Source organism: uncultured Granulicatella sp. (assembly GCF_963545075.1).
In the GTDB taxonomy this organism is placed as follows: domain Bacteria; phylum Bacillota; class Bacilli; order Lactobacillales; family Aerococcaceae; genus Granulicatella.
The window spans coordinates 46,178-72,398 of sequence record NZ_CAUUHX010000001.1 but is presented as its reverse complement, the minus strand read 5'-3'; the positions used below and the strand labels follow the sequence as shown (position 1 = coordinate 72,398).

The window sequence follows — 26,221 nt, the reverse complement described above, 5'->3', positions numbered from 1 at the left end:
GGAAAGAAATGATGATCAAATGAGGGTTAGGAGCGACTCCTGACCCTTTTTTTGAGGAAGAGGACAGATATGATTAAATTTGAAAATGTTTCAAAAACCTATCCAAATGGTGTTAAAGGGTTAAAAAATATTAATTTAGAAATTGAACAAGGTGAATTTGTTTCGATTATTGGTTTATCAGGTGCTGGTAAATCGACATTAATTCGTACGATTAACCGTATGATTGAAATTACAGAAGGGACATTAACTGTAGATGGCACGAATGTATCTTCATTAAAAGGAAAGTCTCTTCGTAAATTCCGTAGAAATAAAGTAGGGATGATTTTCCAATCATTTAATTTAGTAACAAGAACAACGGTTATTAAAAACGTACTAACTTCGATTGTTCCAGATATTCCATTTGTTCGTTCATTATTTGGAATTTATACAAAAGAAGAAAAATTACATGCTTTAGAAGCTTTAGATAAAGTGGGGATTGTTGATAAAGCCTTTATCCGTGCTGACCAGTTATCAGGGGGACAACAGCAACGTGTTGCTTTAGCGAGAACATTAGCACAGAATCCTGAAATTATTTTAGCAGATGAACCAGTTGCCGCTTTAGACCCAATTACAGCTAAACGTGTTATGGAAGACTTTAGAAAGATTAACCAAGAATTAAATATTTCTATTTTATTAAACATCCACCATGTGGAATTAGCGTTAGAATATGCAGATCGTATTATTGGGATTCGTGATGGAGAAATTGTTTATGATGGTCCAAGTAGCCAAGTAACGAAAGAAGTATTAGATTTAATTTATAAAGGAAAGGCGGAGGAGTTACATGAAGGATAATAAACTCTTCGCTGCAAAAGAATTTACTTTAAAAAATGGTACAACCGTTACTGAACCAAAATCAAAAGCTATTTATGTTGCGATTGGTTTATTAATTGCGATGTATTTTTCAGCTAAAATTACTGGATTTAATATCCATACCATTTTACAACGTGGTGTTCAATTCTTTGTTATTATTGGTCGTATGTTTCCGCCAGCTTGGGAATATTCAAGTAATATTTGGCAACCATTAATTGATACAATTAAAATGTCATTATTAGGTTCTTTATTGGGTTCGATTTTAGTCATTCCATTTGCCATTGTTGCATCTAGTAATATTGTTAAAAATAAATGGATTATTAGTTTAAGTCGTTTATTTTTAAGTGTGGTTCGTACATTACCAACGCTTGTAACTGCCTTAATTGCAACTTATATCTTTGGTTTAGGAACAATGGCGGGTACATTTGCGATTGCGACTTATACATTTGCTTACTGTGGTAAACAATTATATGAACAAATTGAGACAGTAGATATGGGGGCTTTTGAAGCAGCTGAAGCTTTAGGAGCAACAAAAGGTCAAGCATTTACAAGTGCGATTATTCCCCAAATTTTACCAACTTACTTAGCAAGCTCATTATATTGCTTTGAAGGTAATGTTCGTTATGCGTCAATTTTAGGTTATGTTGGTGCCGGTGGTATCGGGATTATTTTAAACGAAAATCTTGGATGGCGTGAATATGGAAATGTAGGGATGATTTTAGTGACTTTATTTATCACTGTAGTCATTATTGAGTCTGTAAGTTACTACTTACGTACGAAATTAACATAGAAGGGGAGTTAAACACATGAATGAAGCAGTATTAAAACAATATGAAAAAGCTCCTCGTACATGGATTGTTCAATTAGGCGTTTTATTCTTATTAATCATCATTTTTGCATGGTCTGGATCTACGATTGAATTAAGTAAAATTCCAGAAAATGGATTACAAATTTCTCAAAGTATTTTACAAGGGATTGTAACTCCTGAAACATCGTTATTATTAAACTTTACAACAAAAGGTGTTCCATATTTATTATTAGAAACTATTGCAATTGCTTTTCTAGGAACATTAGTTGGTGCAATTTTAGCGATTCCATTTTCATTTATTTCTGCAACAAACATCGTACCAAAACCAGTTGCAATTATTGGACGTACAGCAATTATGGCGATTCGTACAGTCCCAACATTAATTTATGGGTTAATGTTTATTCGTGTAACGGGTCCTGGAGCTTTTACAGGGTTGCTTACAATGTCTGTGGCATCGATTGGGATGATTTCTAAATTGTATATTGAAGCAATTGAAGACTTAGATTATAAGATTTTGGAATCATTAGATGCTAGCGGATGTAATTTCTATCAAAAAATTCGTTTTGGAATCTTACCACAATTAATTCCTGCATTCATTTCTACAGTAATTTATCGTTTTGATATGAACTTAAGAGATGCGACGGTATTAGGGATGGTTGGAGCCGGTGGTATCGGTGCTCCATTAATCTTTGCGATGACAGCTTATAAATGGCATGAAGTAGGGGCTATCCTATGCGGATTAATTGTACTAGTATTAGTTATTGAATTCTTATCAACGAAAATTCGTACTCACTTAGCACGAGGATAAAAGAAAAAGCATGAAGGATTAAACTTCATGCTTTTTTTCTACTTTTGAAAACATTTTATGAAACAATGGTGCTAAAGCATATCCCATTAATGAAATCCCGATAATTCCCATGAAATATAAAACCGTTTCTTGGAAAATGCTAAAACCAATTAAAATAACTGGAATAGCTAAAATAGCAACAGCTTCTTTTAATGAAATAAAAATAAATAAATATCCATCACGAATATAACTCTTAATCGTACCAAAATACTGTGTTCTTGCTAATGAAATCAACATGGCTGTGATCGTCATACATAAGAATAAAAAGAAAATAATGGCTAACATCATTCCAAAAATATTTTGGAAACTATACCAAAATTGAATCACATATACTGTAGCTCCAATGATTGCTGTATAAATTAAAGAAACAGCAACTCGTACAAAGAAAAGATGTTTCAATTCATTCCAGAACGTTTTCACTAAATAACCATCTTCATTTTCAGAAAACTTCATCATTGTATACAACAAAGCCGCCAACACAGGCCCAATCGTTACAATAGGAATACTAATTACAATCACTAATAAGTTCAACAAAATAAAATCCGCTAACATCGTAGCAAAACGCCAAAAAGGACTTTCCTCATTAAATTTCATCTAAAACCATCCTTTAACAAATAAAATACAAAATACATTATACGATTAACCCCAAATTTAAGCAAGTTATCGTATGTAAGTTCATATCACATAATTAAAACACAATAGATAACATTCTAGACTGATAACGTAAAAAGTAAGAAATATTTAATACATTAGCTGAAGTTCTTAACTGAAACTTACAACGTAAAAAGTGAAGCATAATGGATACCGTACCTAAAGTTCTAATGGATAACGTTAAAAGTGAGAAATATTTTTTGTAGTATCAAAAGTAAAAGAATCCAGAGGATTCTTTTACAGCAAAATTTGAGACCAAGGCTCAAATTTTAGCCATGAGACAGCTTATAGCTGGCTGCTGGCGTGCTTGATACAACAAAGGAATATTTCGAACGATATCTAGGTTTACATAATATATATTAAAGAAAGTTACGTATTGAAAATAAACCAACAAACAAAAATCCTCCACCATCAACTAAACAAACATAAAAAGGACGCTCCTCACGAACGTCCTTCTTTCATCTATTAAACATTAGTAATATCAATGGATTGTCCAATCGACAATAAACATAACATACGTTTTGTAACTTTCTTTTGATAACTGGTTTCTAATGCTTCAGCATATAAATTCAATTGCTGTTTATACTTATCAACGACTTTCTGTATTCCTTTTTGTGTCGGAACCACATGATCCGTCTTATAATCAAATAAAATAATCTCATCGTCTAATTCCACAAATCCGTCGATAATCCCGTGAATTAACATCGAATCTTCATTATCTGGTAAATGCTTAAAGATACGTTTTGCTGTTACAACATGTGAAAATGCTTGTTCACGGTTTAATAATGCTTGATGTTCCTGTATCCATTGTCCAAATTCACTTTGGAAGAAATGATTAACTTGGTCAACTGGAATTACTGCAGCAACTTCTTTTTCTAAAAATTGTGTCTCAACTAATTGTTGAATCGTTTCTTGAATGAATTCAGGAGTAATTTCCTTCGTTAAGTCTAATTTTTGCATTAATAAATGTAAACCGCTTCCACGTTCTGCAGCAGAAACTTTTTGTTTACTTTCAATAAAGCTTGGTTTTGCTAATTCAGACGTTAAATAAACATATTGTTGCACAGTTTTTTCTGTTTGTTGAGTTTGTTCTTCTAAATGTGGTAATTGTTTTACATCTGGTTCTTCATTCATCCGTTTAATTTCAGATACACTCTGATAACTTGCAGTTGTAGATGCTAATAAATAAGGATACGTTTGTTTTAATTCTTCTAGTAGTTTTGGAAGATTTTTAACTGTATTCCCTACTGCTTGCTTTTGTAACCACTCTTCTTCATTTATTGAAGCTATTTCAGTTTCTTGTATCCAATTGAGCGCATTCTTTTTAATTTGTTCAAATTCAATCACTTCTTGATGGAATGGAACTTTATCCTGCTTTCTAAATGTGGCCATTAAAATCCAAGTTAAATAATTATCAACATGATAACGAAGAGCAAATGGTAATACTTCTTCATTCAAATCATCGATCATAGAATGTTCTTCTTTAAATTTTTCAAAATCTTTTAAAGAACCGACAATAATGAGTTTTTCACGTGCACGAGTCATTGCTACGTACAATTTTCTCATTTCTTCAGATAGTAATTTATTTTTCTCTGCTTTATAAGCCATAACATATGGAATGGTTGTATATTGAATTCTTTGAGGAAGTTGTAAATATTTAACACCTACTCCTAATTCATCACTACGAATGGCTTGTTGGCGAATATCTTGCTGGTTAAATTTCTTTCCAGCGTTCATTAAAAATACAACTGGATATTCTAATCCCTTACTAGCATGAATCGTCATGACACGTACTGCATCTTCTTCATCAGAAATTTGAGTAGGTTCTTCTAAATCTTGTTTTTTATGCTGCATTTGCTGAATAAATCGAACAAAATTACGTAAACCTTTAAAGCTAGAATCTTCGAAATCTTTAGCATATTTATACAAGGTATGTAAATTCAAGACACGTTGCTGTCCCACAGATTGCCCATGTACATATGTTAAATAGTTCGTATCCATATAAATTTGCCAAATAAGCGTACTGATGGATTGATGATTCGCAATATCTCTCCAAGATTCTAATTGTGCTAAAAATACTTGTACACGGTCTTTTAATTGCTGTTGTTGAGCACTATCATAATAATTTACTTCTTCTAGTTTAAAATGCTCCACAAATTGAACGCAAGCATCATAAAACGAACAAGATTTATTGTGTTTACGAATATGAGCAAGATCTATTTCATCTAATCCAACGATTCCGGAACGTAATACGGCTACAAATGGAATATCTTGAGTAGGATTATCAATAATTTTTAACGCTGACATCATAATCGCAATTTCTGTTCGTTTAAAATATTGAAGATTCTTTTGGACTAAAACAGGAATTTGATATTGCGTAAAGATTTCCTCAATTAATCCATTATTGGCTTTTGTTGGCGCTAAAATAACGATATCTTTATATTGTATTGGTCGTTTTTTCGGATTATCCTTTGTACTTTCTTCATGCATGATTTCGAATTGATTTGCCATCATTTCTTTAATCTTACCTGCAATAAAATGAACTTCCGCAGCTGCTGAATTATCAATCATACTTTCTGTCTCTAGTTCAGATGTTTCTTCTTCCTCATCATTCAAATTAGAATTTTGAATGATATAGCATTCGCTAAATTTATCCGTATCCTCTGAATAATTCAAGTTTCCAGTTTTTAGAGCGGCATCATCATCATAGTCAATTTGACCTAATTCATGGTCCATAATTTGTCTAAAAATTAAGTTGGTAAAGGACAATACTTGATCTCTAGAACGGAAGTTTTCAGCTAAAATAATTCGTTTACCGCCATTTTCATCTGCATAGGCTTCATATTTATCTCTAAATAAAGACGGATCTGCTAAACGGAAGGCATAAATCGATTGTTTCACGTCTCCTACCATGAAGAGATTATTCTCTTTAGCCACACTTGTTAAAATTGCTTCTTGAACACGGTTTACGTCTTGGTATTCATCAATTAAAACTTCGGTAAATAGTTCTTGATAATATTTTTTAGCAATTAGAACTCCATTTTTTTCAGTAGAAAGAATGGATAATGTATCATGTTCTAAGTCAGAAAAATCAATTTTATTAGATGTTTTCTTTTCTAATTGGAAAGCTTCATAGAATTTCAAGACAACTTGAGATAAATGCAACATCATTGGATAAATATTTCTTAAATGCTTCATTTGAACTTCAGGTGATTCGAAGAATACAGTTGCTAATACTTGATCTTCCCAATGTTTCTTTAAGCTATCTCTTTTCCGTTTAATGGCCTGAACGGCTTCTCTATCCGTTGTTTCATCTTTTTTAGGAACAGTTGGAAAACGGTCAAATTTTACCTCTTGTGCTAATGTATAGGCTGCAGTATAATTCCCACTTTCAAATGCTCCGTACACTTCTTGAATTTGTTGTGCATCAGCTTCAACCACATCTTTACATTTCATAAATTCGGTTAGTTCAGCTAATTTCAGTAATTCATCATAGGCAGAAACTAAATATTTTAATTCTTCTCGAATATAAGGAACAAATTGATCCTTAATAATCGGAATTTCGCCATAGTTATCCTTTGTTTCATATAAATCTGCCAAAGAAGAAATCCATTGTTTGGGATTTGGTTTTGAACGTGAAAAATCATATAGTTGGTAGACTAATGTAGTAAATCCATCATCATTACGGTCACTAGAAAAATAGCGCATTAATCCATCCATCCAAGAATGTTCTTCTAATAATTCATCCTGTATGTTTCTCCATACTTTTTCCTTTAATAAAGTCCCTTCCACTTCATTTAATAGTGAAAAGACAGGGTCTAATTGACTTAAATAAAAATAACGACGAATGACTTTCATACAGAAACTATGAATGGTAGAAATCGTTGCATTTGGTAATAAACTTAGTTGTTTGACATACATATGTTTCTTAGCAAGATCTGTTTCTTTTGTTATGGCTTTTTCTAAATTTGTACGTAAACGTTCTTTCATCTCTTTAGCCGCGGCTTCTGTAAAAGTCACGATTAATAAAGAATCAATATTCACACCATCTTCGATATATCCCATAATACGGTCAACTAATACTTTTGTTTTTCCTGATCCGGCAGAAGCAGACACTAATAAATTATCCCCTCTTTGCCAAATTGCTTGCCATTGTTCAGGAGTTGCTTGTACTCCCTCTGGTTTTACTGGTATCATCTATTACGCCTCCTTTCCGTTTAGTTTCTCTCTCATCCAAGTTAAGTTTTCTTGAAGAGGCATTTTTGTTAAAAATTGATAATTATTTTCTGGATTGGTTGCATCAAACATTGCTATTGCACTGAATTTTCCATTCACTGAATCAGCATATTCTTTTAATTCATCAAAAGGAGCAAGTTGATTTTCTCCATTTAAAATCTTTTCTCCAGCAGTTTTCAATTGATAGAAAGCAAAATCCATTAATAAATTGATGTCATCAGGAGCATAGACTTGGCTAGTTGCCTTGTATTCTCCATCTTTCTTTACTCCAAATGGTAATACAATAGAGTCTCCCGTTTCAAAATCAGGTTGAACTTGTTGCAGAACTCCTAAATCATTCGTTAATAAACCTGATAATTTATATTTTTTCAAACGAGTTTCTTCAAAATCTGCATCTGCTTTAATATCTTTTGCATTAAAACTTGGTTGGAAAACATGCATATATAATCCACCATATGGAGTCACTGCTTTATTAAATTGATCAGACACAATATTTCTAGCAACTGATAAATACGTTAAAAGTTGTAATTGAATCCCGTAACGTAATCGATTAATATCAAATTTTTGAGCTGAAGACTTATAATCAACTATTCCTAAATGATACCCTTTTTCAGTTTCTAAAAGGTCAATACGGTCAATTTTCCCACGAATAAATAAAGACTGTGTATCATTTAATGGAATTTCAATTTTCTTATCAGATTTTGCACCAAAAACGACTTCTGTTTTCCATGGTGTTACTTGTAATTGTTGCAATTGCATTAATGCTGCAGCTAATGTTTGTCGAATCGTATCTTGTAGTAGCACTTTTGTCCAATTCATTCTAGGAGATGAGTTTAAAATTTGGAATCTTGCATCTTCATTCATAGAATCAAAAATTTCTTTTAATAATGTTTCAGTTGTTGTTTTATCAATAGAACGAATATCTAGTTGTAATTCATGAACTTTACGAATAAACTGGTCAAATGTTTCATGGAAGTATTCGCCAGATCCAGCAGCTGTTAACTCGAACTCTCTACGTTCTCTTAAATTTAAACCATATTGTAAGAAATGACTAAATGGATCTTTATAAAATGTTTCCACTTGAGAAGTCGATAAGTATAAATGATTTCCATATAGTTCAGCAGCTAATTCTTTTGGTAATTGCTTGGCAATATTTAAATGGAATACACTATCTACTAATGTATGGTACTGATTTTGGAAATCTTTATCCTGTCTTAATAAATGTGGTAAAGTAAGCCAAATAGATGGGATATCTTCTTCTTTTGAGAACTTATATTGACGTAGTTTTTGTAGTAACGTTGTAAATAATTCATGAATCGTTACAAAGTCGCCCTGTTCAAAACGTTCTTGTTGGTTTAGATTTCCATCCTGGATATTAATCTCAAATTTATTTAAAATACGTTCTACAAAGCTAGATGGTTTTAATTTAGCACCTTTATCCGTATGATGCATGGATAAATATAACTTTTCAGTTGCGGAAGTTAATACTTTATAAAATAAAAATGGCTCTACAGATTGTTTTTGAATCGTTGTTGGATGTAAGAAACGTCCACTATCTAATCTACTTAATAAATATTCTCTTTCTTCATCGGTGATTAAACCACTCTCCTCTTCCATTCTAGGAAGGACTCCTTGAGATAATCCAATAACAAATGTAACCTTTTTAGGAGAATAACGCACAGAATCAATCCCCGTACACGTTAATTGGTCTAACGTAGATGGAGCCATATTATAGTGTGTATGTTCGAATCCTGTATGTAATAATAATTGGAATATTTCCCAATCAAATGGTTCATCTCCAAATATATAAACATACTCCTCTAATAATTTTAGAAATTCATTCCATACTTGATCTTGTCTACGAGCTGTTTGAATGTCTCCCATATTGGCAGCATGATTTCTCCAGTATAGGAATGCATCTGTTACTCCAATTTTTTCTAATAATTGATATAGGAGAGTAATAGCTTCTTTTGTTGTCTCAACTTTATCTAACTTCTTATAAAATGGTTCTAATAAAGAGACGATTTGCTCTCGTAGTTCTTGTGCTTGTGTTAACTGTTGATTTACTAACACTTCTCTGCTACTTAAGCTATCTTCATCAATATTTTCAAGTTGATAATTCCACGTTTTACTTGAAATCCAATCTTTTCCTTCATAGCCTTGTGCTAGTATAATTGTTTCTGTTTCATCTAATTTTTGACGATAATGAATCAGTGCTTCTCTTAAAGCCTCTTCCTCATCTTCCTTACTCTCTATATTTGCTCGATTTAGAGGCCAGAAACAATATTCACTTCTTAGAAGGTTCATTATGTCATGATAACGCCAAAAATGCTTCTGGATAGTAAAAATAGCGTCTAGCACTTGAATGAGTGGATGATGCTCCATTGTATCGGATAAATCCATGAAATACGGAATTTGGTACGTTTCTAATAAAGGCTGTAATAATGTTTGTTGTTCTTCTAAATTTCTGGATAAAATTTGAATATCTTGGTAACGATAGTTATCGCTATCGACTAATGATTTAATCGTTGCTAATGTTTCTTGGATTTCTTGTCGTTCATCTTCATAAGTAATCCATTGTAACGCATCGATTTTCTTATATGAAAATTCAGAAGAACTTTCAAGACCACCACTTGTTTCTAACCAATATTGCTCAAGTTCTAAAAAGTCAGGATGATAAGTCGTATTGGTCTCTTTTAATTCTTTTAAAACAGGTTTACTTTCATCAATCATTAACCAATTTAATAAGCGAGAAATTAATTGGCGATTGGAGTCAAATAACCCAGATTCTAGCGTTTCTTTTGGTTTAAAGGCATCAGTTGTTGCAGTCGTATAAAACTCTACTCCTCCGGATGATTTCACTAAAGCATCAATTACTTCTAATTCCATCGCATTTAAGTGGTACGATTGATCAATGACAACATAAGTATTTGATAAATCCATAGATGAAATTTCTTGCGCTAATATCCGTAATAAATCTTCTGATTGAACAAAATCTTGTTTTAAATATTCTAAATAATGTTTATAAATGATGCCAAATTCTTTTAAACGTTGGTCAATTTCTTCATAAGAATCTTGTTCAAACCACTCTGAGAAGTCCTCTACTTCAATTCCACCTAAACGAAATTCTTGCATGACAGCAGATAAACGTTCAATAAATCCTTTATGACGAGATTCTTTATTAAAAAGTACTAATTCATCTTGATATTCGGATAAGATTTTTTGTAAAATCATACAAATTCCAACTTTGGATAATGAAGGACGTTGCAATGCAGCATGATCTCTTAAAAAATACCATGCTAAACGTTTAAAACTATACACTTGAAGCTTTGTAACAGCATAAGAATTCTTCGGTTGCTGTAATAATTGACCCACTTCTTGAATCATTTCTAATTCTGCAGAAAATTTAATATGATCCGGAACTAGATAAATCACTTGATTATTGCTAGATTGTTTTAACCAATCTGCAATTTTAGTAGCAATTTGCGAAACTTTCGCACTTGTTTCTTTTGTTAAGATGACTTCGAAACTCATAAGAACCTCCAATCGTTTATTCTCTTTAACTTAACCATAGAACAATGAATTTGTAAACAAAAATAAAACGATTTTTCTACGTAGTAGAAAGCTACAATAGAAAAATCGTTTTTATAAATTTAGTTATTAAAATTTACCCAACTAGTTGTTCTAAGATATCTGGACGGAAACCGAAGAAAGGTTCAATTCCATCTGCAACTACAACTGGTAATGATTGGAATCCTAAAGCTTTCACTTCTTCTAAAGCTTCCTCTGATTCAAACACATCTTTAATCACAAATGGTACTTGATTATCCTCGAAAAATTGTTTAGTAAAGTTACATTGCATACAATTTGGTTTTGAATATAGTGTAATTTGACGATTTGACATAAACATCTCTCCCTTTTGTTTCATACAGGTAGTATCATACCTCATATTAGAATGAAATACAATATATTGTGCTTAAATTTTTTGTTTTATTTTTACAAACACAATATATTGGGATAGAACTGTTATAGTATAACGCCTCTAACCCTGATAATAAGGCAAAAACAGATTTGGTACAGACCAACAAAAAAAGCTAAGCACTATATTTTGTACTTAGCTTTTACATAGTTATTCGTTTTCAGAATCTTTCAATCTTTTAATATTTGCAGCATAAAGTGCTGCTCCAATAGATGAAAATACTGCTATCATCTTTTTATCATTGAAAAAAACAGTAAAGACAACTACTAAATATATCAAAAATAAAATTGTTACGATAACACTTCTTTTTTTCATAACCCTGCCACCTAATCAATATGTAATCTTGGCAAAATTATATCATAACTGAGACGGATTAGTAAACGCTTGGGTCAAATCCACGGTTTGTTACGTAGCCATCTTTTTCCCAAATATTTTTCTTTTTCTTCTTCGTTTGTTCTTCTACTTTTTGTAAATCTTTTAATAGCGTTGTATTCGGTGGGTGAGCATACCCTACTCTTGCTAAACTTTCTTCTACTAAAGTTTGTTGTAATAATTTTCCATCTAAGTAAACGTACATTAAAGCACGTCCATATTTATCTGTATAATCACCGACGTCAAACTTACCTTCTACTTTTTTAGCTTTCTTTAACAGTTCTTCTGTTTTTTGTTTTGCTTGATCTGCAAATGGTTGAGCAGCTTTTCCTTCTTTAGCGGTCTCAGGTGTATCAATCAATAATAAACGAATTTTAAAGTCTTTTCCATCTAATTTAACATGGAATGTATCTCCATCGGCTACTTTTCCAACTTGAAGAGTATACAGTTTTGATTTGTCATATCCAGAAAAATCTACACTACTTTCTACTTGTGTTTGGTTACTATTCGATTTATTAGAAGTTTTCTTCTGATTCTTCGAGAATAAACCAAGTCCAGAAATTATTAGAATAATAGCTAATATCGCTAACTTAACCAATAGAAATTGTTGTTTTTTCGTTAATTTCATAAAATCTCCTTTCAACGATTCAAAAAATAAGTGACAACAAATCTATTAAGATTACTAAGATCTGTTGTCACTTGATGAATTATACTTCTAATAATTCTTTTTCTTTTACTTGTGCTAAATGATCAATGTTTTTAACACTGTCATCAGTTAATTTTTGAATATCTTTTTCATATCCACGTAAATCATCTTCAGTGATTTCTTTATTTTTTTCAGCTTTCTTTAAATGCTCAATAGCATCACGACGAATGTTACGAACACTTACTTTTGCGCCTTCAGCTTCTTTCCCTACTTGTTTTGCTAATTCTTTACGACGTTCTTCTGTTAATTGTGGAATGACTAAACGAACAACACTACCATCATTTGTTGGAGTAATCCCAATATCTGACATTAAAATTGCACGTTCAATATCTTGTAAGCTTGATTTGTCATAAGGTGTAATTAAAAGCATACGAGCTTCAGGAACCGTTACAGAAGCTAATTGATTAACTGGAGTTGGAACTCCATAATACTCAACTTGCAGGCGATCTAAAAGACTGGCATTCGCACGACCAGCACGAATTCCGCCTAATTCACGTTGTAAGGCATCTTCAGTTTTTTTCATACGTTCTTTAGCATTTGCAATAATTTCAGTTGCTGTCATATTATTTCCCCCTTACAGTTGTACCGATATTTTCACCAAGAACAACTCGACGAATATTTCCTGTTTCATTTAAATTGAAGACAACTAATGGAATATCATTATCCATCGATAATGAACTTGCTGTTGTATCCATTACTTTTAGTCCTTTTTGAATCACATCTAAATGTGTTAATTCATTAAATTTAATTGCATTTGTATCGATACGAGGATCCGCACTATAAACGCCATCTACATTATTTTTTGCCATTAAAATAGCATCTGCTTCAATTTCAGCAGCACGTAATGCAGCAGCAGTATCTGTTGAGAAGTATGGATTTCCTGTACCACCTGCAAAAATAACGACACGTTCTTTTTCTAAGTTTCGAATTGCTTTACGACGAATATAAGGTTCAGCAATTTGACGCATTTCAATAGAAGTTTGAACACGAGTAGGAACTCCAATGTTTTCTAATGCATCTTGGAGTGCTAAGGCATTCATAACTGTAGCAAGCATTCCCATATAGTCTGCTTGTGCACGTTCCATGCCAACTTCTTCTCCTGTTACTCCACGCCAAATATTTCCGCCACCAACAACGATTGCAATTTGAACGCCTAAATCATGAACTTCTTTGATTTCTTTAACAATTTCTTTAATAGTTGGAGGATTAATACCAAAACCTGTTTGGCCTGCTAATGCTTCTCCACTTAATTTTAATACAACACGTTTATATTTTGGTTCAACCATTGTAAGGACTCCTCTTATATAGATTCTTAGTGAATTAAGTCTAAAAAAAAGGGGAATAGAGGGCAGCTTCCTACCTTATTCCCCACTAATTGAAATCAATTATTTTTTAACTTGTCCCATTACTTCTTCAACGAAGTTGTCAACACGTTTTTCTAAACCTTCACCAACTTCATAACGGTGGAATAATTTAACTTTACCACCTTTAGAAGCAGCATATTTAGAAACTGTTGTATCTGGATCTTTAACGAATGGTTGGTCGTTCAAGCTGATTTCAGCTAAGAATTTGTTTAAACGTCCAGCAATCATTTTTTCAACGATATTAGCTGGTTTACCTTCGTTTAATGCTTGTTCTGTAAGAACTTTTTTCTCATGTTCTAATTCATCAGCAGAAACTTCTGAACGGTCAACATATTTAGGATTGATTGCTGCAACGTGCATAGCAATGTCTTTAGCAGCATCTGCATCTGAAGAACCTTCTAATACAGTTAACACACCGATACGTCCGCCCATGTGTAAGTATGCACCGAATGCATCTGCATCAGATTTTTCAACGATTTCAAAACGACGTAATGAAATTTTTTCTCCGATAACTGTAGTTGCTTCAGCAATTACGTCAGAAACTTTACCTTCTGGAGTAACGATTTCTAAAGCAGCTTCTAAGTTAGCTGGTTTGTTAGCTAAAATTACTTCTGATAATTTAGCTACTAATGCTTGGAATTTGTCGTTTTTAGCAACGAAGTCTGTTTCAGCATTTACTTCTAATACAACTGCAACGTTTCCATCTACTAATACGTTTGTAATACCTTCTGCAGCGATACGGTCAGCTTTTTTAGCTGCTTTTGCTAAACCATTTTCACGTAAATAGTCAACAGCTGCATCGATATCTCCTTCAGTTTGAACTAATGCTTTCTTAGCATCCATCATCCCTACGCCAGTCATGTCACGTAGTTGTTTTACTAATTGTGCTGAAATTTGTGCCATTTCAATTTCCTCCTAAATGTTATAAATTTACAAATATTATTTTTTAAAAAAAGCTGTTTGGATGAAAGATTTCTTTTCCGATTCCAAACAGCCTACTGGTTAGTGATTATTCAGCGTTGTCGCCTTCAACTAATTTTTCAATATCTTCTAATGAAGTATCTTTGTCTAAGTCTTCTTCGTCAACTGCTACGTCTTCACCTTGGTTACCTTCAACGAATGCATCAGCCATTTTAGCTACGATTAATTTAACCGCACGGATTGCATCGTCATTTGATGGAATAACAACATCGATTTCATCAGGGTCACAGTTTGTGTCAACCATAGCAACGATTGGAATGTTTAATTTGTGAGCTTCTTGAACTGCAATGCGTTCTTTACGAGGGTCAACGATAAACATTACATCAGGAATGCGTGGCATATCTTTAATACCACCTAAGTATTTTTCAAGTTTGTCTAATTCTTTTAATAGAACGCCAACTTCTTTTTTAGGTAATACATCGAATGTACCGTCTTCTTGCATTTCTTTAATTTTTTTCAAGCGGTTGATACGTGTTTGGATTGTATCCCAGTTAGTCAACATACCACCTAACCAACGATGGTTAACATAGTATTGACCAGTACGGATTGCTTCATCTTTAACAGCATCTTGTGCTTGTTTTTTAGTACCTACGAATAAAGCAATACCTCCGTCTTGAGCAACTTCACGCATGTAGTTGTATGCGTCGTCCACTAATTTAACGGTTTTTTGTAAGTCGATGATATAGATACCATTTCTTTCTGTGAAGATGTATCTCTTCATCTTAGGGTTCCAGCGACGTGTTTGGTGACCGAAATGTACACCAGCTTCTAACAATTGTTTCATTGAAATAACTGCCATTTTTGTTTTCCTCCAATTTTGGTTTTATTTTTCCTCCCCAATTTTCATCGACAAGGGTACTTATTCCTAAGCACCACCCTTATCATCCAATTAGGTGTGAAATTTGGTTTTTATACCGTTAGTTATATTACACTAATATGAATTAGAATGCAACTATTTTGATACATTCCTTATACTTTTTTTAAAGTAACACATTCTTCATCGTCGACTTCATATAATTTCACTAAAATTTCTTCTTTTTTAGAAGTTGGAATATTTTTCCCAACATAATCCGGACGAATAGGTAATTCACGATGACCACGATCAATTAAAATTGCTAAACTAATCGTTTTTGGTCTACCGTATTCCATTAAAGCATTTAATGCAGAACGCACTGTTCGTCCTGTGAAAATGACATCATCTACTAATACAACATTTTTTCCATTTAATGAAAAAGGAATGTTCGTACCATTAATAATAGGATCAACTGTTGGATCTGGTTCATGACGATCATCTCTATATAAAGTAATATCAATTTCCCCTAGTAAAACTGGTTGATTTTCAATAGATTCGATTTTCTTTTGAAGACGTTTAGCAATATGAACGCCTCTAGTCTTAATTCCAACAAGTACTAAATCGTCAACTGACTTGTATTGTTCAATAATCTCATAAGAAATTCTCGTCATTGAGCGATTAATGGTTGCTTCATCTAATAAGAATACTTCAGACATATCCATACTCCTCTACTGTAATTCTTGAATTTTTTCTTCAAATTCTTTTGGTAATGGACTTTCAAAATATAGTTTTTCTTGTATAATTGGATGTACAAATCCTAAAGTCTCTGCATGTAAATATTGACCGAATTCTGTCGCATTTTTTCCATTTGGATGATACATTGGATCATTTAAAATCGGATGATGAATAAATTCCATATGTGCACGAATTTGATGCGTTCTTCCTGTTTCTAGATTTAGTCGTAAAACACTTGTGTCTTTTAAAGCTTGAATGACTGTAAAATGAGTAATCGCTTCTTTTTGAACGCAACGTTTTAGACGATTATGTGGATCTCTAGCTAATGGTGCATCCACTGTACCTGTAATATGTTCAAAACTTCCTTCTACAATTGCAACATAACTACGAGTCATTGAATGATCCATTAATTGATTCGATAAGCCAACATGAGCTTGTGGCGTTTTTGCTACTACTAATAATCCAGATGTGTCTTTGTCAATTCGGTGCACAATTCCCGGACGATATGTTTCAGAACCCTTGGATAATTGATCCACATGGTACAATAAAGCATTCACTAAAGTTCCTGTTGAATGTCCTTTTGAAGGGTGTACAACCATTCCACTAGGTTTATTAATGACTAATAAATGTTCATCTTCATAAACAATTTCTAATGGAATATTTTCTGCAAGAACCGTTAATTCTTCCTCTTCTTCAATTTGAATCATAATATGCTCTCCATCTTTTGCTTTATAGTTAGCTTTGACAACTTCACCATTTACAGATACAAATCCTGATTTTAACCATTGTTGAATGACTGAACGCGTATGAGATAATTCTTTTGTTAAAATTTTATCGAGTCTTTCGCTTTTTTCTAATGATAGTGTTAATTCAATAATCTTATTTTCCACTTTTTTCCTTCTTTCTTTCGACAATTAAAATATATAAGAATAATGCCGCTACCCCAACTGTTAAACAAATATCTGCAATATTAAAAATTGGGAAATCGATAAATTCAAGTTGAAACATATCAACCACATATCCTAAACGAACACGATCAATAAAATTTCCTAATGCTCCAGCTAATAGCAAACTATACGTTGTTAATGCAAATTTTGATTTACCTTTTTCTTGAAACATCAAGTATAAAATAGCAGAAACTCCAAAAGCAGTAATAATATAAAATACAAATTGTTGTCCTGCTAAAATCCCCCATGCTGCTCCTGTATTACGAATATAAAACAGTTTTACAATTCCAGGTAATAATTCTTGGCCTGTTTGCAAAGAAAAATTAGAAACAATCCACATTTTCATCACTTGATCTGCAGCAATTAATAATAAACTTAAAACTAAATAAATAATCATAAAATACCTCTTTCTACTCTCGATAGCTCTATTGTACCTATTCTATTATTCTTCGTCAAACAAGAGAACAAAACCATTAAAACTTTCATGATTTGCTTAAAATCTTTCATTTTTTACTAATTTTTAGTTATTTTTGCCCTATTTTCACATGAAAAACCTATCAAATCGGTTAATAATTTGTATATTTCACAAAAAAACTGTATAATGACAAAGTAATTTGTGTGTCTATAAATTAAGATGCGCGCATTCTATAAGAATGCAGCCTCAAAGTAAGGAGTGCGTTATGAAAAAAATTGCAACGAAGGTATTCTTGATTAGTGCAAGTTTGCTAGTATTTGCAGCCTGCTCTAATACAAAGAAGAGTGCTGAAAAAACTGTTCAAGAAGTACAAGATACCTTACCTGTGGTTGTTGATCATTTAAACAACATCCAAACTTTTGAAGCAAATTTGCAAAATGATTGGGAAGATGACATCGCTGATGATTCGACTCTAGCAAATTACGCTAAGAAAAAAGGTAAAGTTTTTGATAATCTACAACAAAGAAGAGATATTCAAAAACAAATTACTAAAACATTAAAAGTGATTCGTGATGATGCGTCTCACCTTAGTAATTTACAAGACAAGGACTTGCCAAGTGTTGAAATCAAAATTGTAAGTTCAAACTTGCAAAAAATTGTCGACAGTATAACAGATTATATTAAAAAATCTGAAGAACAATTGAATAATGAGCAAAAATTCTTTGTTGAAATATCTGGAAATAAATTATCTAAAGATGATTTGAAAGATAAAATTAAAGAATTAAACGAAGCGGCGTTGGAACGTCAAAAGATTTTAGAAGAAATTAATGACCCTCTTTCAGCAATTGATAAACCAATCCGTATTTTAAAAGCTCGTTTGAATGCTAGAAAGGAGTAAGATTCTGATGAAAACATTCGTAAGAATCATGCGTGTTCTTCTTCTAGGAATAGTTGTTCTACTCTTCCAATCTGTTCGTGCTGAAGAAGAAGTAACACAAAAATTAACATTAAGAACCTCTAGCTTATTAAGAGTTCCAGTAAACTTCCCTACAACTAGTAGTTATGATTCTGGCATTAATATTCCATACCCTAAAGAAGGTGTAAAAGGGATTTATGTACAAGCTTTTAGAGCAAAAGGTGAAGAACTAGATAAAATAGTTCGTTACGTAGACAAAACAGACATTAATGCTGTTGTCGTGGATGTCCGAGATGGTTATGGTAAAATAACTATGCCATTAGAAACTAATAATCAAACAATCCAAAACAATACTGTTAATGAAATTACAGACACAAAACAATTACTGAAAACTTTGGAAAAACATCAAATTTATCCAATTGCTCGAATCGTAAGTTTTGGGGACCACTTAGTTCCTTATCAAAATCCAGATTTAACCTTCCGTACTCTAGCGGGAACTGTTTGGGAAAATGACGAAGGTGAATCTTTCCTAAATCCTTTCTTAAAAGAAAATTGGGAATACATTGCTGAAATTGCAGTAGGTGCTGCTAAAGCTGGATTTAAAGATATTCAATTAGACTATGTACGTTTCCCTCTTGGATTTGAATTAGTGGAAAAATACTTAGATTACGATTTAGGTGATTATAGTGATTATACAGATATGGATGAAGCACGTATCGCTGCAGTTACTGATTTCGTCTCATTTGTTCGTGAAAAATTAAAACCGTATGGGGTTCACCTTTCGGCTGATATTTTAGCGCACGCGATTACTGCTTCTAAAATTGGTGGTATTGGACAAAAATTCACGAATATTGCAGATCATGTAGATGTTATTTCTCCAATGATTTTCCCAAGTCACTGGGTAAATGGAGCTTTTGGTGTAAAAGATCCAGATAAGCAACCATATGATATTGTGACTCAATATATGAAAATTGAAAATGGCTATGTAAAAGAATTAAATCCATCTCCTACTTCAAGACCTTGGATACAAGCTTTTACTGCTGATTATTTAGGAGAAGGAAACTTCCAATTGTATACAGCTGATGTCATTAGTCAAGAAATTAAAGCTTTAAAAGAAGCTGGAATTAAAGAATACTTACTATGGAATGCAGCCAGTCAATATTCAACAGAAATTGATTTCTAAGACAAAGAAAAACGACAGAATCATTAAAGGTTCTGTCGTTTTTTAAATATGAAATAATTTGAACTATGTTTATTTCCAAAAGACTTTCTATACTAAGAAAGTCTTTTGGAAACTATAAACAAACTTCTTCAAAACATTCTTCGTTACTCCATCAGCATCATTGATTAAAGCTGAACCATTACTTGTACGATCGACTAAACTTAAGTCCATTGGACGAATCTCTTTCATTTCTCCGTTTGTCGAAACAACAATATATTCTTGTTTAGAAGTAATAGAACCATCTAAATAAACCACACGATGAGGATTACTCTTCAATTCTCTTAAAACCATTAATCCTCTCTTAGCTCTTGTCAGCATTGAAACCTCTAAAACATTGAAACGTTTCACCGCTCCACGTTGAGTCACTAAAAAGGCTGAGACAACTTTATTTTCTGGACTATAAACCATTGCTCCAGCAACAAAATCATCTTTTCTTAAATTAATTGCCTTAACTCCACTAGCAACAGTACCAACAATTGGCACTTCACTTAATTCATAACGCAAACCAAACCCACAATGAGTCACAATAAAGATCTCTTGCTCTTGATTTGGAACTAGTTCAATAGCAACCACTTCATCCGTTGCTGTTTTTAATTTAATAGCATTACTTGTACGAGTTTTATATCCTCGATACGTATTAAATTCATTTAACGCAGTTTGTTTTACAAGTCCTTCTTTTGTAAAGAATACAACTGTCCAATCTTGATAAACTTCCGTACTATCTTTTTCCTTCACCATACCAGCTAAAATAATTTCATTTGTAGCTAGAGAAATGGATTGACTTAAATGATGACCTACATCTTTCCATTTTGCTTCAGGAATTTCGTGAATTGGTAAATGTAAATAATTCCCTTTAGACGTAAATAAAATTAAATGATCTAAAGTTGATACTTTTTGAACTAATAACACTTCGTCCCCTTCACGCAAGCCATTCTCTTCAGGAGCACTTGAAGCAAAGGAACGTGGACTAACTCGTTTGTAATAGCCTTGTTTTGTAGCAACTACATACACTTCTTCTTCAGGAATTAAAATCTCTGTTTCAATCTTGATTTCTTTAATTTCAGCTTGAATTTCAGTTAAACGAGGTGTCGCATATTTTTTCTTTAATTCTCGTAATTCTTGCTTCATTACTTGTAATAATGTTTTTTCTGATTTTAAAATACTTGTTAGAGTCGCAACACGTTCATTTAAGTCTAATTTCTCTTCTTGTAAAATTGTAATATCAGTATTGGTTAAACGATATAATTGCAAGCTGACAATTGCTTCTGCTTGCGTCATTGTAAAATCGTATGTTTCAACTAATTTTTCTTTCGCATCTTTTTTATCATTACTATTACGAATTAATGCAATTACTTCGTCTAAAATCGATAAAGCTTTCATTAACCCATCTACAATATGCAGACGATCTTGCGCCTTATTTAAGTCAAACTGAGTTCGTTTTGTAATGACTTCTTTTTGATGGGTAATATAAGAATCGATTATTTTCTTCAATCCAACTTGCATTGGACGTCTAGCATCAATCGCAACCATATTGAAATTATAATTAATTTGAAGCTCGGTATTTTTAAGTAAATAATTTAAAATTCCTTCTGCATTTGCTTCTTTTTTCAACTCGATGACAATTTGTAATCCAGTACGGTCTGATTCATCCCTTACTTCAGCAATACCTTCGATTTTTTTATTTAAACGAATTTCATCGATTTTCTTCACTAATAAAGCTTTGTTTACTTCGTAAGGAATTTCTGTAACAACGATTTGACTCTTTCCACCTTTAATGGCTTCAATGGATGTTTTAGAACGAACAACTACTTTCCCTTTACCTGTTTCATACGCTTGTTCTAATTCATCAATCCCTTGAATAATGGCTCCGGTTGGAAAATCTGGTCCTTTTACAAATTGCATTAATTCCTTAACCGTTGCTTCAGGGTGATCAATCGTATGAATCGTTGCATCAATAACTTCTCCTAAATTATGCGTTGGAATTTCTGTTGCATAACCAGCAGAAATCCCTGTAGCTCCATTGACTAATAAATTTGGGAAGCGAGCTGGTAAAACTGTTGGTTCTTCTTCTGTATCATCAAAGTTTAATACAAAATCAACAGTTTTCTTGTCTAAATCACGTAATAATTCTTCAGAAATTTTTGATAAACGAGCTTCCGTATAACGCATGGCAGCAGCTGGGTCTCCATCCATACTACCGTTATTCCCATGCATTTCTACTAGAACATCTCTTAATTTCCAATCTTGGCTTAGACGAACCATCGCTTCATAAACCGAAGAGTCGCCATGAGGGTGATAATTACCAATTACATTACCGACAGTTTTAGCAGATTTTCTAAATTGTTTTTCGCTCGTATTTCCTTCTACAAACATCGCATATAAAATACGTCTTTGTACAGGTTTTAATCCATCACGAATATCAGGTAAGGCACGATCTTGAATAATATATTTGGAATAACGTCCAAAGCGATCGCCCATTACATCTTCAAGATTTAACTCTTGGATATCTTGCTGCATGCTCATATTATTCCTCCTCCATTAATAGTGATAATTGTTCAACAGATGATGGAGAATGTATTTCTTCTTTTTTTGCTTTAGAACCTTTTGGTTGTTCATTTACTGTTAAATGTCCTTCTGTTTCTAAAATACTTTTTCCATCTTCTAAGCTAAATTCCACATGACTTTCAATCCATTTTCTACGTGGTTCAACTTTATTTCCCATTAATGTACTTACACGACGTTCAGCTTGAGCTTTATCATCAATCACAACACGAATTAATGTTCTTGTTTCAGGATTCATCGTTGTTTCCCATAATTGGTCTGCATTCATTTCACCAAGACCTTTGTAGCGTTGTAATAAATAACCTTTACCAACTTTTTTAATTTTTTCTTCTAATTCTTTTTCAGTCCAAGCATATTCTACAACTTGTTTTTTTCCAGTTCCTTTTGAAATCTTGAACAATGGTGGTAAAGCCAAATAGACTTTTCCTGCTTCAATTAATGGTTTCATATAACGGTAGAAGAATGTTAATAGCAATACTTGAATATGAGCTCCATCGGTATCCGCATCGGTCATAATGACAATTTTATCGTAATTACAATCTTCAATATTAAAGTCTGTTCCAACTCCTGCACCGATTGTATAAATAATGGTATTAATTTCTTCATTTTTTAAAATATCAGATAAAGAAGCTTTCTCCGTATTAATAACTTTTCCTCGTAATGGTAAGATAGCTTGGAATTTACGGTCACGCCCTTGTTTAGCAGAACCACCCGCAGAATCTCCCTCTACTAAGTAAAGTTCATTCTTTTTAGGATTTTTTCCTTGAGCAGGTGTTAATTTCCCAGATAGAAGTGTTTCTTTTTTCTTCCCTTTTTTACCATTACGGCTCTCTTCTCTTGCTTTACGACTTGCTTCACGTGCTTCTCTTGCTTTTAGAGCTTTACGGATTAATTCTTGAGCAATTTCCCCATTTTCTGTTAAAAAGATTCCTAATTGTTCAAAAATAGTATTATCAACAATACTTCTTGCAGCAGGAGTTCCTAATTTATCCTTTGTTTGTCCTTCAAATTGTAAAATCTCTTCTGGGACACGTAACGAAACAATCGCTGTTAATCCTTCACGAACGTCACTACCTTCTAGATTTTTATCTTTTTCTTTTAATAGCCCCACTTTACGAGCATATTCATTAAAAGCTTTTGTTAAGGCAGTTTTCATACCTACTTCGTGAGTTCCACCATCTTTGGTACGGACATTATTAACAAATGATAAAATCGTTTCAGAATAGCCATCATTATATTGGAAGGCAAATTCTGTTTCTACTCCATCAATCGTACTATTGAAATCTACAATTGGAGATAAAGTATCCTTTTCTTCATTTAAATATTGAATAAAATTGCGGATTCCTTCTTCATAACAAAACTCATCTCTTGTATCGTTTCTTTCATCTGTTAATGTAATCGTTAATCCTTTTAATAAAAAGGCAGATTCACGTAAACGTTCCGCTAAAGTTTCATAAGACCAAACAATCGTTGAAAAAATATGTTTGCTTGGTAAGAAACGAACCGTTGTCCCAGAACCTTTACGATTTGTTTTTTCTTTTTTTATGGAACTAACTTTTTCCCCACCTGTTTTAAAGGTTTGAGTATATAATACGCCATCACGTAATACTTCAACTTCTAACCAATCAGATAAGGCATTTACAACACTAGCACCTACCCCATGAAGTCCTCCAGAAGTTTTATATCCACCTTGGCCAAATTTACCACCAGCATGTAAAACGGTAAAAATGACTTGAATCGTTGGAATTCCAGAAGCATGTTTTCCTGTTGGCATACCACGTCCATTATCTCTAACAGATAGTGAGCCATCTTTATGAATTGTGACATCAATCTTACTTGCATATCCAGATAAGGCTTCATCGACTGCATTATCTACAATTTCATAGGCAAGATGATGCAATCCACGATGGTCGGTTGAACCGATATACATCCCTGGACGTTTTCGAACGGCTTCTAAGCCTTCTAATACTTGAATTGAATCATCATTATATTGGTTAGTGACTTTACTCATTCACGACTCTCCTTCTTCCTATTCATAAAACATATCTACTCTATCATACTTAATTTTTCAAATATTGCAAGAATTCTTCCTATAACTCTTTAAAATCGTACTAATTTTTTAAAAATATGCTATAATCATTGAGTATAATTTAAATTTAACAGATAAAGGAGAAATACATATCTATGCTATCCATTGTTTTAGGTGCTACGATGGCATACTTATTAGGATCCATTCCTTCTGGATTATGGATTGGACGTAAGTTTTTTCAAATTGATATTAGACAACACGGAAGTGGAAATTTAGGAGCTACTAATTCCTTTAGAATTCTTGGAAAAAAAGCAGGAACTATTGTATTGTTAATGGATCTTTTAAAAGGTTCGATTAGTGTTCTTTTGTTAAAGCAAATGGATTTACAGGGGATTTCCCCACTCATTATTGCGTTATTTGCTGTGATTGGTCATACGTATCCATTATTTGCAAACTTTAAAGGTGGAAAAGCTGTTGCTACTTTTGCTGGAATTATTTTGGCGTATAAACCAGAATTGCTCATTCCATGTTTATTATTGTTTGTCATTATTTTAGGAATTTCTAAAATGGTAAGTTTTTCTAGTATGGTTACTATTTCTATCGGTGTACTAGCATCTCTGTATTTCCAAGATATGGTTTTAACAACGATTGCTCTTGTAGTTGATATTTTTATTATTTATCGTCACCGTACGAATATTCAAAGAATTTTGAATGGCACAGAACCGAAAGTTGATATTTTTAAACGTAACAAAAGATAGGAAGAAAAATCTTATTTGTTTGTGAGGTCGCCAGCAGCCTCGCTCTGCGAGTCTCATGGCTAAAATTCGAGCCTTGGTCTCGAATTTTACCTGTAATGAAAGCTAGGGCCTAGCTTTCATTACTTTCACTACAAAACGATTTTTCTTCCTATCTTTTATATATTAATGGCGTTTTCACATTATAGGTTCTAAAAAAATTAACAAAAAGGAATAACCTACTCTTTGGAGTAAGTTATTCCTTTTTTCTATAAATTTCTTAGTTCATCATTCAACGCTTGGTGGATGTGTTGGTTCTTGATTCGTAAGAAGGTTCCTTTTGTTCCTAAACTTCTACTTTCAAGTACACCTGCAGATTCTAATTTACGAATCGCATTTACAATTACCGTACGTGTAATATCAAATTCTTTAGCAATTTTCAATGCAGTGAATCGTAATTCAATACCATCAAATAACGATAAAATAATTTTAATGGCTTCAATTTCGCTATAAGAAAGAGATTTTAACGCTAAATGGACATTTTGTTTTTCTCGGTTTTCTTGTTCAATTCGTTTTGTTTGCCAGTGCAATAATTCTGTTCCAATTACAGTTGCAGCATGTTCTGCTAAAATCAAATCGCCCGCAGAAAATGACTCTTTAGCTTTTCCCATTACAACAAATCCTAAACGGTTCCCAGAAGCATAAATCGGAATAATCGTTGTTTTTGCTTCCAGATATTCCTGTTTTAATTCCACAGGAAAAATCGTTAATTCAGCATCTACTGAAATATTTTCTAAATTTGTTTCAATAGAATTCAAAGCATTCATATAAAAATCAGGAAATTGTCTTGTTGAAACATATTCATGCATCCGAGCATTATTTAACTGGAATTGATCATGAAATCCTAGTATCCTACCTTCTGGTGAAGCAATAAATAAATCCACTTTCAATAGAGTCCCTAATACACCACTTAAAGTATTAAATGGTAAATCAGCTTTTTCATCTAATGTCCATAAATTATCATATTGTAAAACCGAATTGATTTTTCTTAAATCTTTAAGTACTTGTTGCAATG

At 32.7% G+C, this 26,221-nt stretch carries 22 protein-coding genes; 6 read left to right on the top strand and 16 right to left on the bottom strand.

Annotated elements, in window-relative coordinates:
• Positions 1-69: 69 nt before the first annotated feature.
• Genes phnC through phnE (RWZ86_RS00330) form a run of 3 tightly spaced genes read left to right on the top strand, consistent with a single transcriptional unit; the run spans position 70 to position 2,465 of the window.
• Entirely contained in the window at positions 70-831 is a 762-nt protein-coding gene (gene phnC, locus RWZ86_RS00340) for a phosphonate ABC transporter ATP-binding protein (protein ID WP_314111124.1), read from the top strand.
• On the top strand, positions 821-1,639 hold the full coding sequence (gene phnE, locus RWZ86_RS00335) for a phosphonate ABC transporter, permease protein PhnE (RefSeq protein WP_314679030.1): 819 nt from the start codon (positions 821-823) through the stop codon (positions 1,637-1,639). Before phnC ends, phnE (RWZ86_RS00335) begins: the two co-directional genes overlap by 11 nt.
• A 16-nt stretch (positions 1,640-1,655) precedes the next feature.
• Positions 1,656-2,465, top strand: a complete 810-nt coding sequence (gene phnE, locus RWZ86_RS00330) for a phosphonate ABC transporter, permease protein PhnE (protein WP_314679028.1) — start codon at positions 1,656-1,658, stop codon at positions 2,463-2,465.
• A gap of 18 nt (positions 2,466-2,483) precedes the next feature.
• On the opposite strand, the gene RWZ86_RS00325 is transcribed toward phnE (RWZ86_RS00330), so the two are convergent.
• The 13 genes from RWZ86_RS00325 to lspA form a co-directional block, all read right to left on the bottom strand.
• On the bottom strand, positions 2,484-3,098 hold the full coding sequence (locus tag RWZ86_RS00325) for a DUF624 domain-containing protein (RefSeq protein WP_314679026.1): 615 nt from the start codon (positions 3,096-3,098) through the stop codon (positions 2,484-2,486).
• A gap of 522 nt (positions 3,099-3,620) precedes the next feature.
• Complete coding sequence (gene addA, locus RWZ86_RS00320) at positions 3,621-7,352, bottom strand: helicase-exonuclease AddAB subunit AddA (protein WP_314679025.1); 3,732 nt, start codon at positions 7,350-7,352, stop codon at positions 3,621-3,623.
• Positions 7,353-7,355: 3 nt separating this feature from the next.
• Positions 7,356-10,925, bottom strand: coding sequence for a PD-(D/E)XK nuclease family protein (locus RWZ86_RS00315; protein ID WP_314679023.1), 3,570 nt, complete (start codon positions 10,923-10,925; stop codon positions 7,356-7,358).
• A 133-nt stretch (positions 10,926-11,058) separates the two neighbouring features.
• On the bottom strand, positions 11,059-11,295 hold the full coding sequence (nrdH, locus tag RWZ86_RS00310; protein WP_314679021.1) for a glutaredoxin-like protein NrdH: 237 nt from the start codon (positions 11,293-11,295) through the stop codon (positions 11,059-11,061).
• Positions 11,296-11,520: 225 nt separating this feature from the next.
• Positions 11,521-11,685, bottom strand: coding sequence for a hypothetical protein (locus RWZ86_RS00305; RefSeq protein ID WP_314679019.1), 165 nt, complete (start codon positions 11,683-11,685; stop codon positions 11,521-11,523).
• Between the two features lie 58 nt (positions 11,686-11,743).
• Positions 11,744-12,370, bottom strand: coding sequence for a thermonuclease family protein (locus RWZ86_RS00300; RefSeq protein ID WP_314679017.1), 627 nt, complete (start codon positions 12,368-12,370; stop codon positions 11,744-11,746).
• 79 nt (positions 12,371-12,449) lie between these two features.
• The gene (frr, locus tag RWZ86_RS00295; RefSeq protein ID WP_006702655.1) at positions 12,450-13,010 is read right to left on the bottom strand and encodes a ribosome recycling factor; all 561 of its coding nucleotides are present in this window, start codon (positions 13,008-13,010) and stop codon (positions 12,450-12,452) included.
• Between the two features lies 1 nt (position 13,011).
• Positions 13,012-13,734, bottom strand: a complete 723-nt coding sequence (pyrH, locus tag RWZ86_RS00290; protein ID WP_314679015.1) for a UMP kinase — start codon at positions 13,732-13,734, stop codon at positions 13,012-13,014.
• A gap of 99 nt (positions 13,735-13,833) precedes the next feature.
• Positions 13,834-14,715, bottom strand: coding sequence for a translation elongation factor Ts (tsf, locus tag RWZ86_RS00285; RefSeq protein ID WP_314450493.1), 882 nt, complete (start codon positions 14,713-14,715; stop codon positions 13,834-13,836).
• 106 nt (positions 14,716-14,821) lie between these two features.
• Positions 14,822-15,592: a 30S ribosomal protein S2 gene (gene rpsB, locus RWZ86_RS00280; RefSeq protein ID WP_006702658.1), complete on the bottom strand. Its 771-nt coding sequence runs from the start codon at positions 15,590-15,592 to the stop codon at positions 14,822-14,824.
• A gap of 170 nt (positions 15,593-15,762) precedes the next feature.
• Entirely contained in the window at positions 15,763-16,302 is a 540-nt protein-coding gene (pyrR, locus tag RWZ86_RS00275; protein ID WP_314679014.1) for a bifunctional pyr operon transcriptional regulator/uracil phosphoribosyltransferase PyrR, read from the bottom strand.
• A 12-nt stretch (positions 16,303-16,314) separates the two neighbouring features.
• Positions 16,315-17,211, bottom strand: coding sequence for an RluA family pseudouridine synthase (locus RWZ86_RS00270; protein ID WP_399544591.1), 897 nt, complete (start codon positions 17,209-17,211; stop codon positions 16,315-16,317).
• Complete coding sequence (gene lspA, locus RWZ86_RS00265) at positions 17,201-17,665, bottom strand: signal peptidase II (protein ID WP_314679012.1); 465 nt, start codon at positions 17,663-17,665, stop codon at positions 17,201-17,203. Before lspA ends, RWZ86_RS00270 begins: the two co-directional genes overlap by 11 nt.
• Positions 17,666-17,948: 283 nt before the next feature.
• On the opposite strand from lspA, the gene RWZ86_RS00260 reads away from it, so the two are divergent.
• Entirely contained in the window at positions 17,949-18,581 is a 633-nt protein-coding gene (locus RWZ86_RS00260) for a YkyA family protein (RefSeq protein WP_314679010.1), read from the top strand.
• Between the two features lie 7 nt (positions 18,582-18,588).
• Positions 18,589-19,782: a putative glycoside hydrolase gene (locus RWZ86_RS00255; protein ID WP_314679008.1), complete on the top strand. Its 1,194-nt coding sequence runs from the start codon at positions 18,589-18,591 to the stop codon at positions 19,780-19,782.
• 87 nt (positions 19,783-19,869) lie between these two features.
• Here the strand turns inward: RWZ86_RS00255 and parC are convergent, their stop codons facing one another.
• Both parC and parE read right to left on the bottom strand, forming a co-directional pair.
• Complete coding sequence (parC, locus tag RWZ86_RS00250; RefSeq protein ID WP_314679006.1) at positions 19,870-22,344, bottom strand: DNA topoisomerase IV subunit A; 2,475 nt, start codon at positions 22,342-22,344, stop codon at positions 19,870-19,872.
• 1 nt (position 22,345) lies between these two features.
• Positions 22,346-24,394, bottom strand: a complete 2,049-nt coding sequence (parE, locus tag RWZ86_RS00245) for a DNA topoisomerase IV subunit B (RefSeq protein WP_314679004.1) — start codon at positions 24,392-24,394, stop codon at positions 22,346-22,348.
• Between the two features lie 173 nt (positions 24,395-24,567).
• On the opposite strand from parE, the gene plsY reads away from it, so the two are divergent.
• Complete coding sequence (gene plsY, locus RWZ86_RS00240; RefSeq protein ID WP_314679002.1) at positions 24,568-25,170, top strand: glycerol-3-phosphate 1-O-acyltransferase PlsY; 603 nt, start codon at positions 24,568-24,570, stop codon at positions 25,168-25,170.
• Between the two features lie 245 nt (positions 25,171-25,415).
• Here the strand turns inward: plsY and codY are convergent, their stop codons facing one another.
• Entirely contained in the window at positions 25,416-26,219 is an 804-nt protein-coding gene (gene codY, locus RWZ86_RS00235) for a GTP-sensing pleiotropic transcriptional regulator CodY (RefSeq protein ID WP_314679000.1), read from the bottom strand.
• Positions 26,220-26,221: the final 2 nt, after the last annotated feature.

Excerpts from the sequence above, each read along its gene's own strand:
- phnC (WP_314111124.1), top strand. The coding sequence starts at position 70 with ATGATTAAATTTGAAAATGTTTCAAAAACCTATCCAAATGGTGTTAAA.
- phnE (WP_314679030.1), top strand. The coding sequence starts at position 821 with ATGAAGGATAATAAACTCTTCGCTGCAAAAGAATTTACTTTAAAAAAT.
- phnE (WP_314679028.1), top strand. The coding sequence starts at position 1,656 with ATGAATGAAGCAGTATTAAAACAATATGAAAAAGCTCCTCGTACATGG.
- RWZ86_RS00325 (WP_314679026.1), bottom strand. The coding sequence starts at position 3,098 with ATGAAATTTAATGAGGAAAGTCCTTTTTGGCGTTTTGCTACGATGTTA.
- addA (WP_314679025.1), bottom strand. The coding sequence starts at position 7,352 with ATGATACCAGTAAAACCAGAGGGAGTACAAGCAACTCCTGAACAATGG.
- RWZ86_RS00315 (WP_314679023.1), bottom strand. The coding sequence starts at position 10,925 with ATGAGTTTCGAAGTCATCTTAACAAAAGAAACAAGTGCGAAAGTTTCG.
- nrdH (WP_314679021.1), bottom strand. The coding sequence starts at position 11,295 with ATGTCAAATCGTCAAATTACACTATATTCAAAACCAAATTGTATGCAA.
- RWZ86_RS00305 (WP_314679019.1), bottom strand. The coding sequence starts at position 11,685 with ATGAAAAAAAGAAGTGTTATCGTAACAATTTTATTTTTGATATATTTA.
- RWZ86_RS00300 (WP_314679017.1), bottom strand. The coding sequence starts at position 12,370 with ATGAAATTAACGAAAAAACAACAATTTCTATTGGTTAAGTTAGCGATA.
- frr (WP_006702655.1), bottom strand. The coding sequence starts at position 13,010 with ATGACAGCAACTGAAATTATTGCAAATGCTAAAGAACGTATGAAAAAA.
- pyrH (WP_314679015.1), bottom strand. The coding sequence starts at position 13,734 with ATGGTTGAACCAAAATATAAACGTGTTGTATTAAAATTAAGTGGAGAA.
- tsf (WP_314450493.1), bottom strand. The coding sequence starts at position 14,715 with ATGGCACAAATTTCAGCACAATTAGTAAAACAACTACGTGACATGACT.
- rpsB (WP_006702658.1), bottom strand. The coding sequence starts at position 15,592 with ATGGCAGTTATTTCAATGAAACAATTGTTAGAAGCTGGTGTACATTTC.
- pyrR (WP_314679014.1), bottom strand. The coding sequence starts at position 16,302 with ATGTCTGAAGTATTCTTATTAGATGAAGCAACCATTAATCGCTCAATG.
- lspA (WP_314679012.1), bottom strand. The coding sequence starts at position 17,665 with ATGATTATTTATTTAGTTTTAAGTTTATTATTAATTGCTGCAGATCAA.
- RWZ86_RS00260 (WP_314679010.1), top strand. The coding sequence starts at position 17,949 with ATGAAAAAAATTGCAACGAAGGTATTCTTGATTAGTGCAAGTTTGCTA.
- RWZ86_RS00255 (WP_314679008.1), top strand. The coding sequence starts at position 18,589 with ATGAAAACATTCGTAAGAATCATGCGTGTTCTTCTTCTAGGAATAGTT.
- parC (WP_314679006.1), bottom strand. The coding sequence starts at position 22,344 with ATGAGCATGCAGCAAGATATCCAAGAGTTAAATCTTGAAGATGTAATG.
- parE (WP_314679004.1), bottom strand. The coding sequence starts at position 24,394 with ATGAGTAAAGTCACTAACCAATATAATGATGATTCAATTCAAGTATTA.
- plsY (WP_314679002.1), top strand. The coding sequence starts at position 24,568 with ATGCTATCCATTGTTTTAGGTGCTACGATGGCATACTTATTAGGATCC.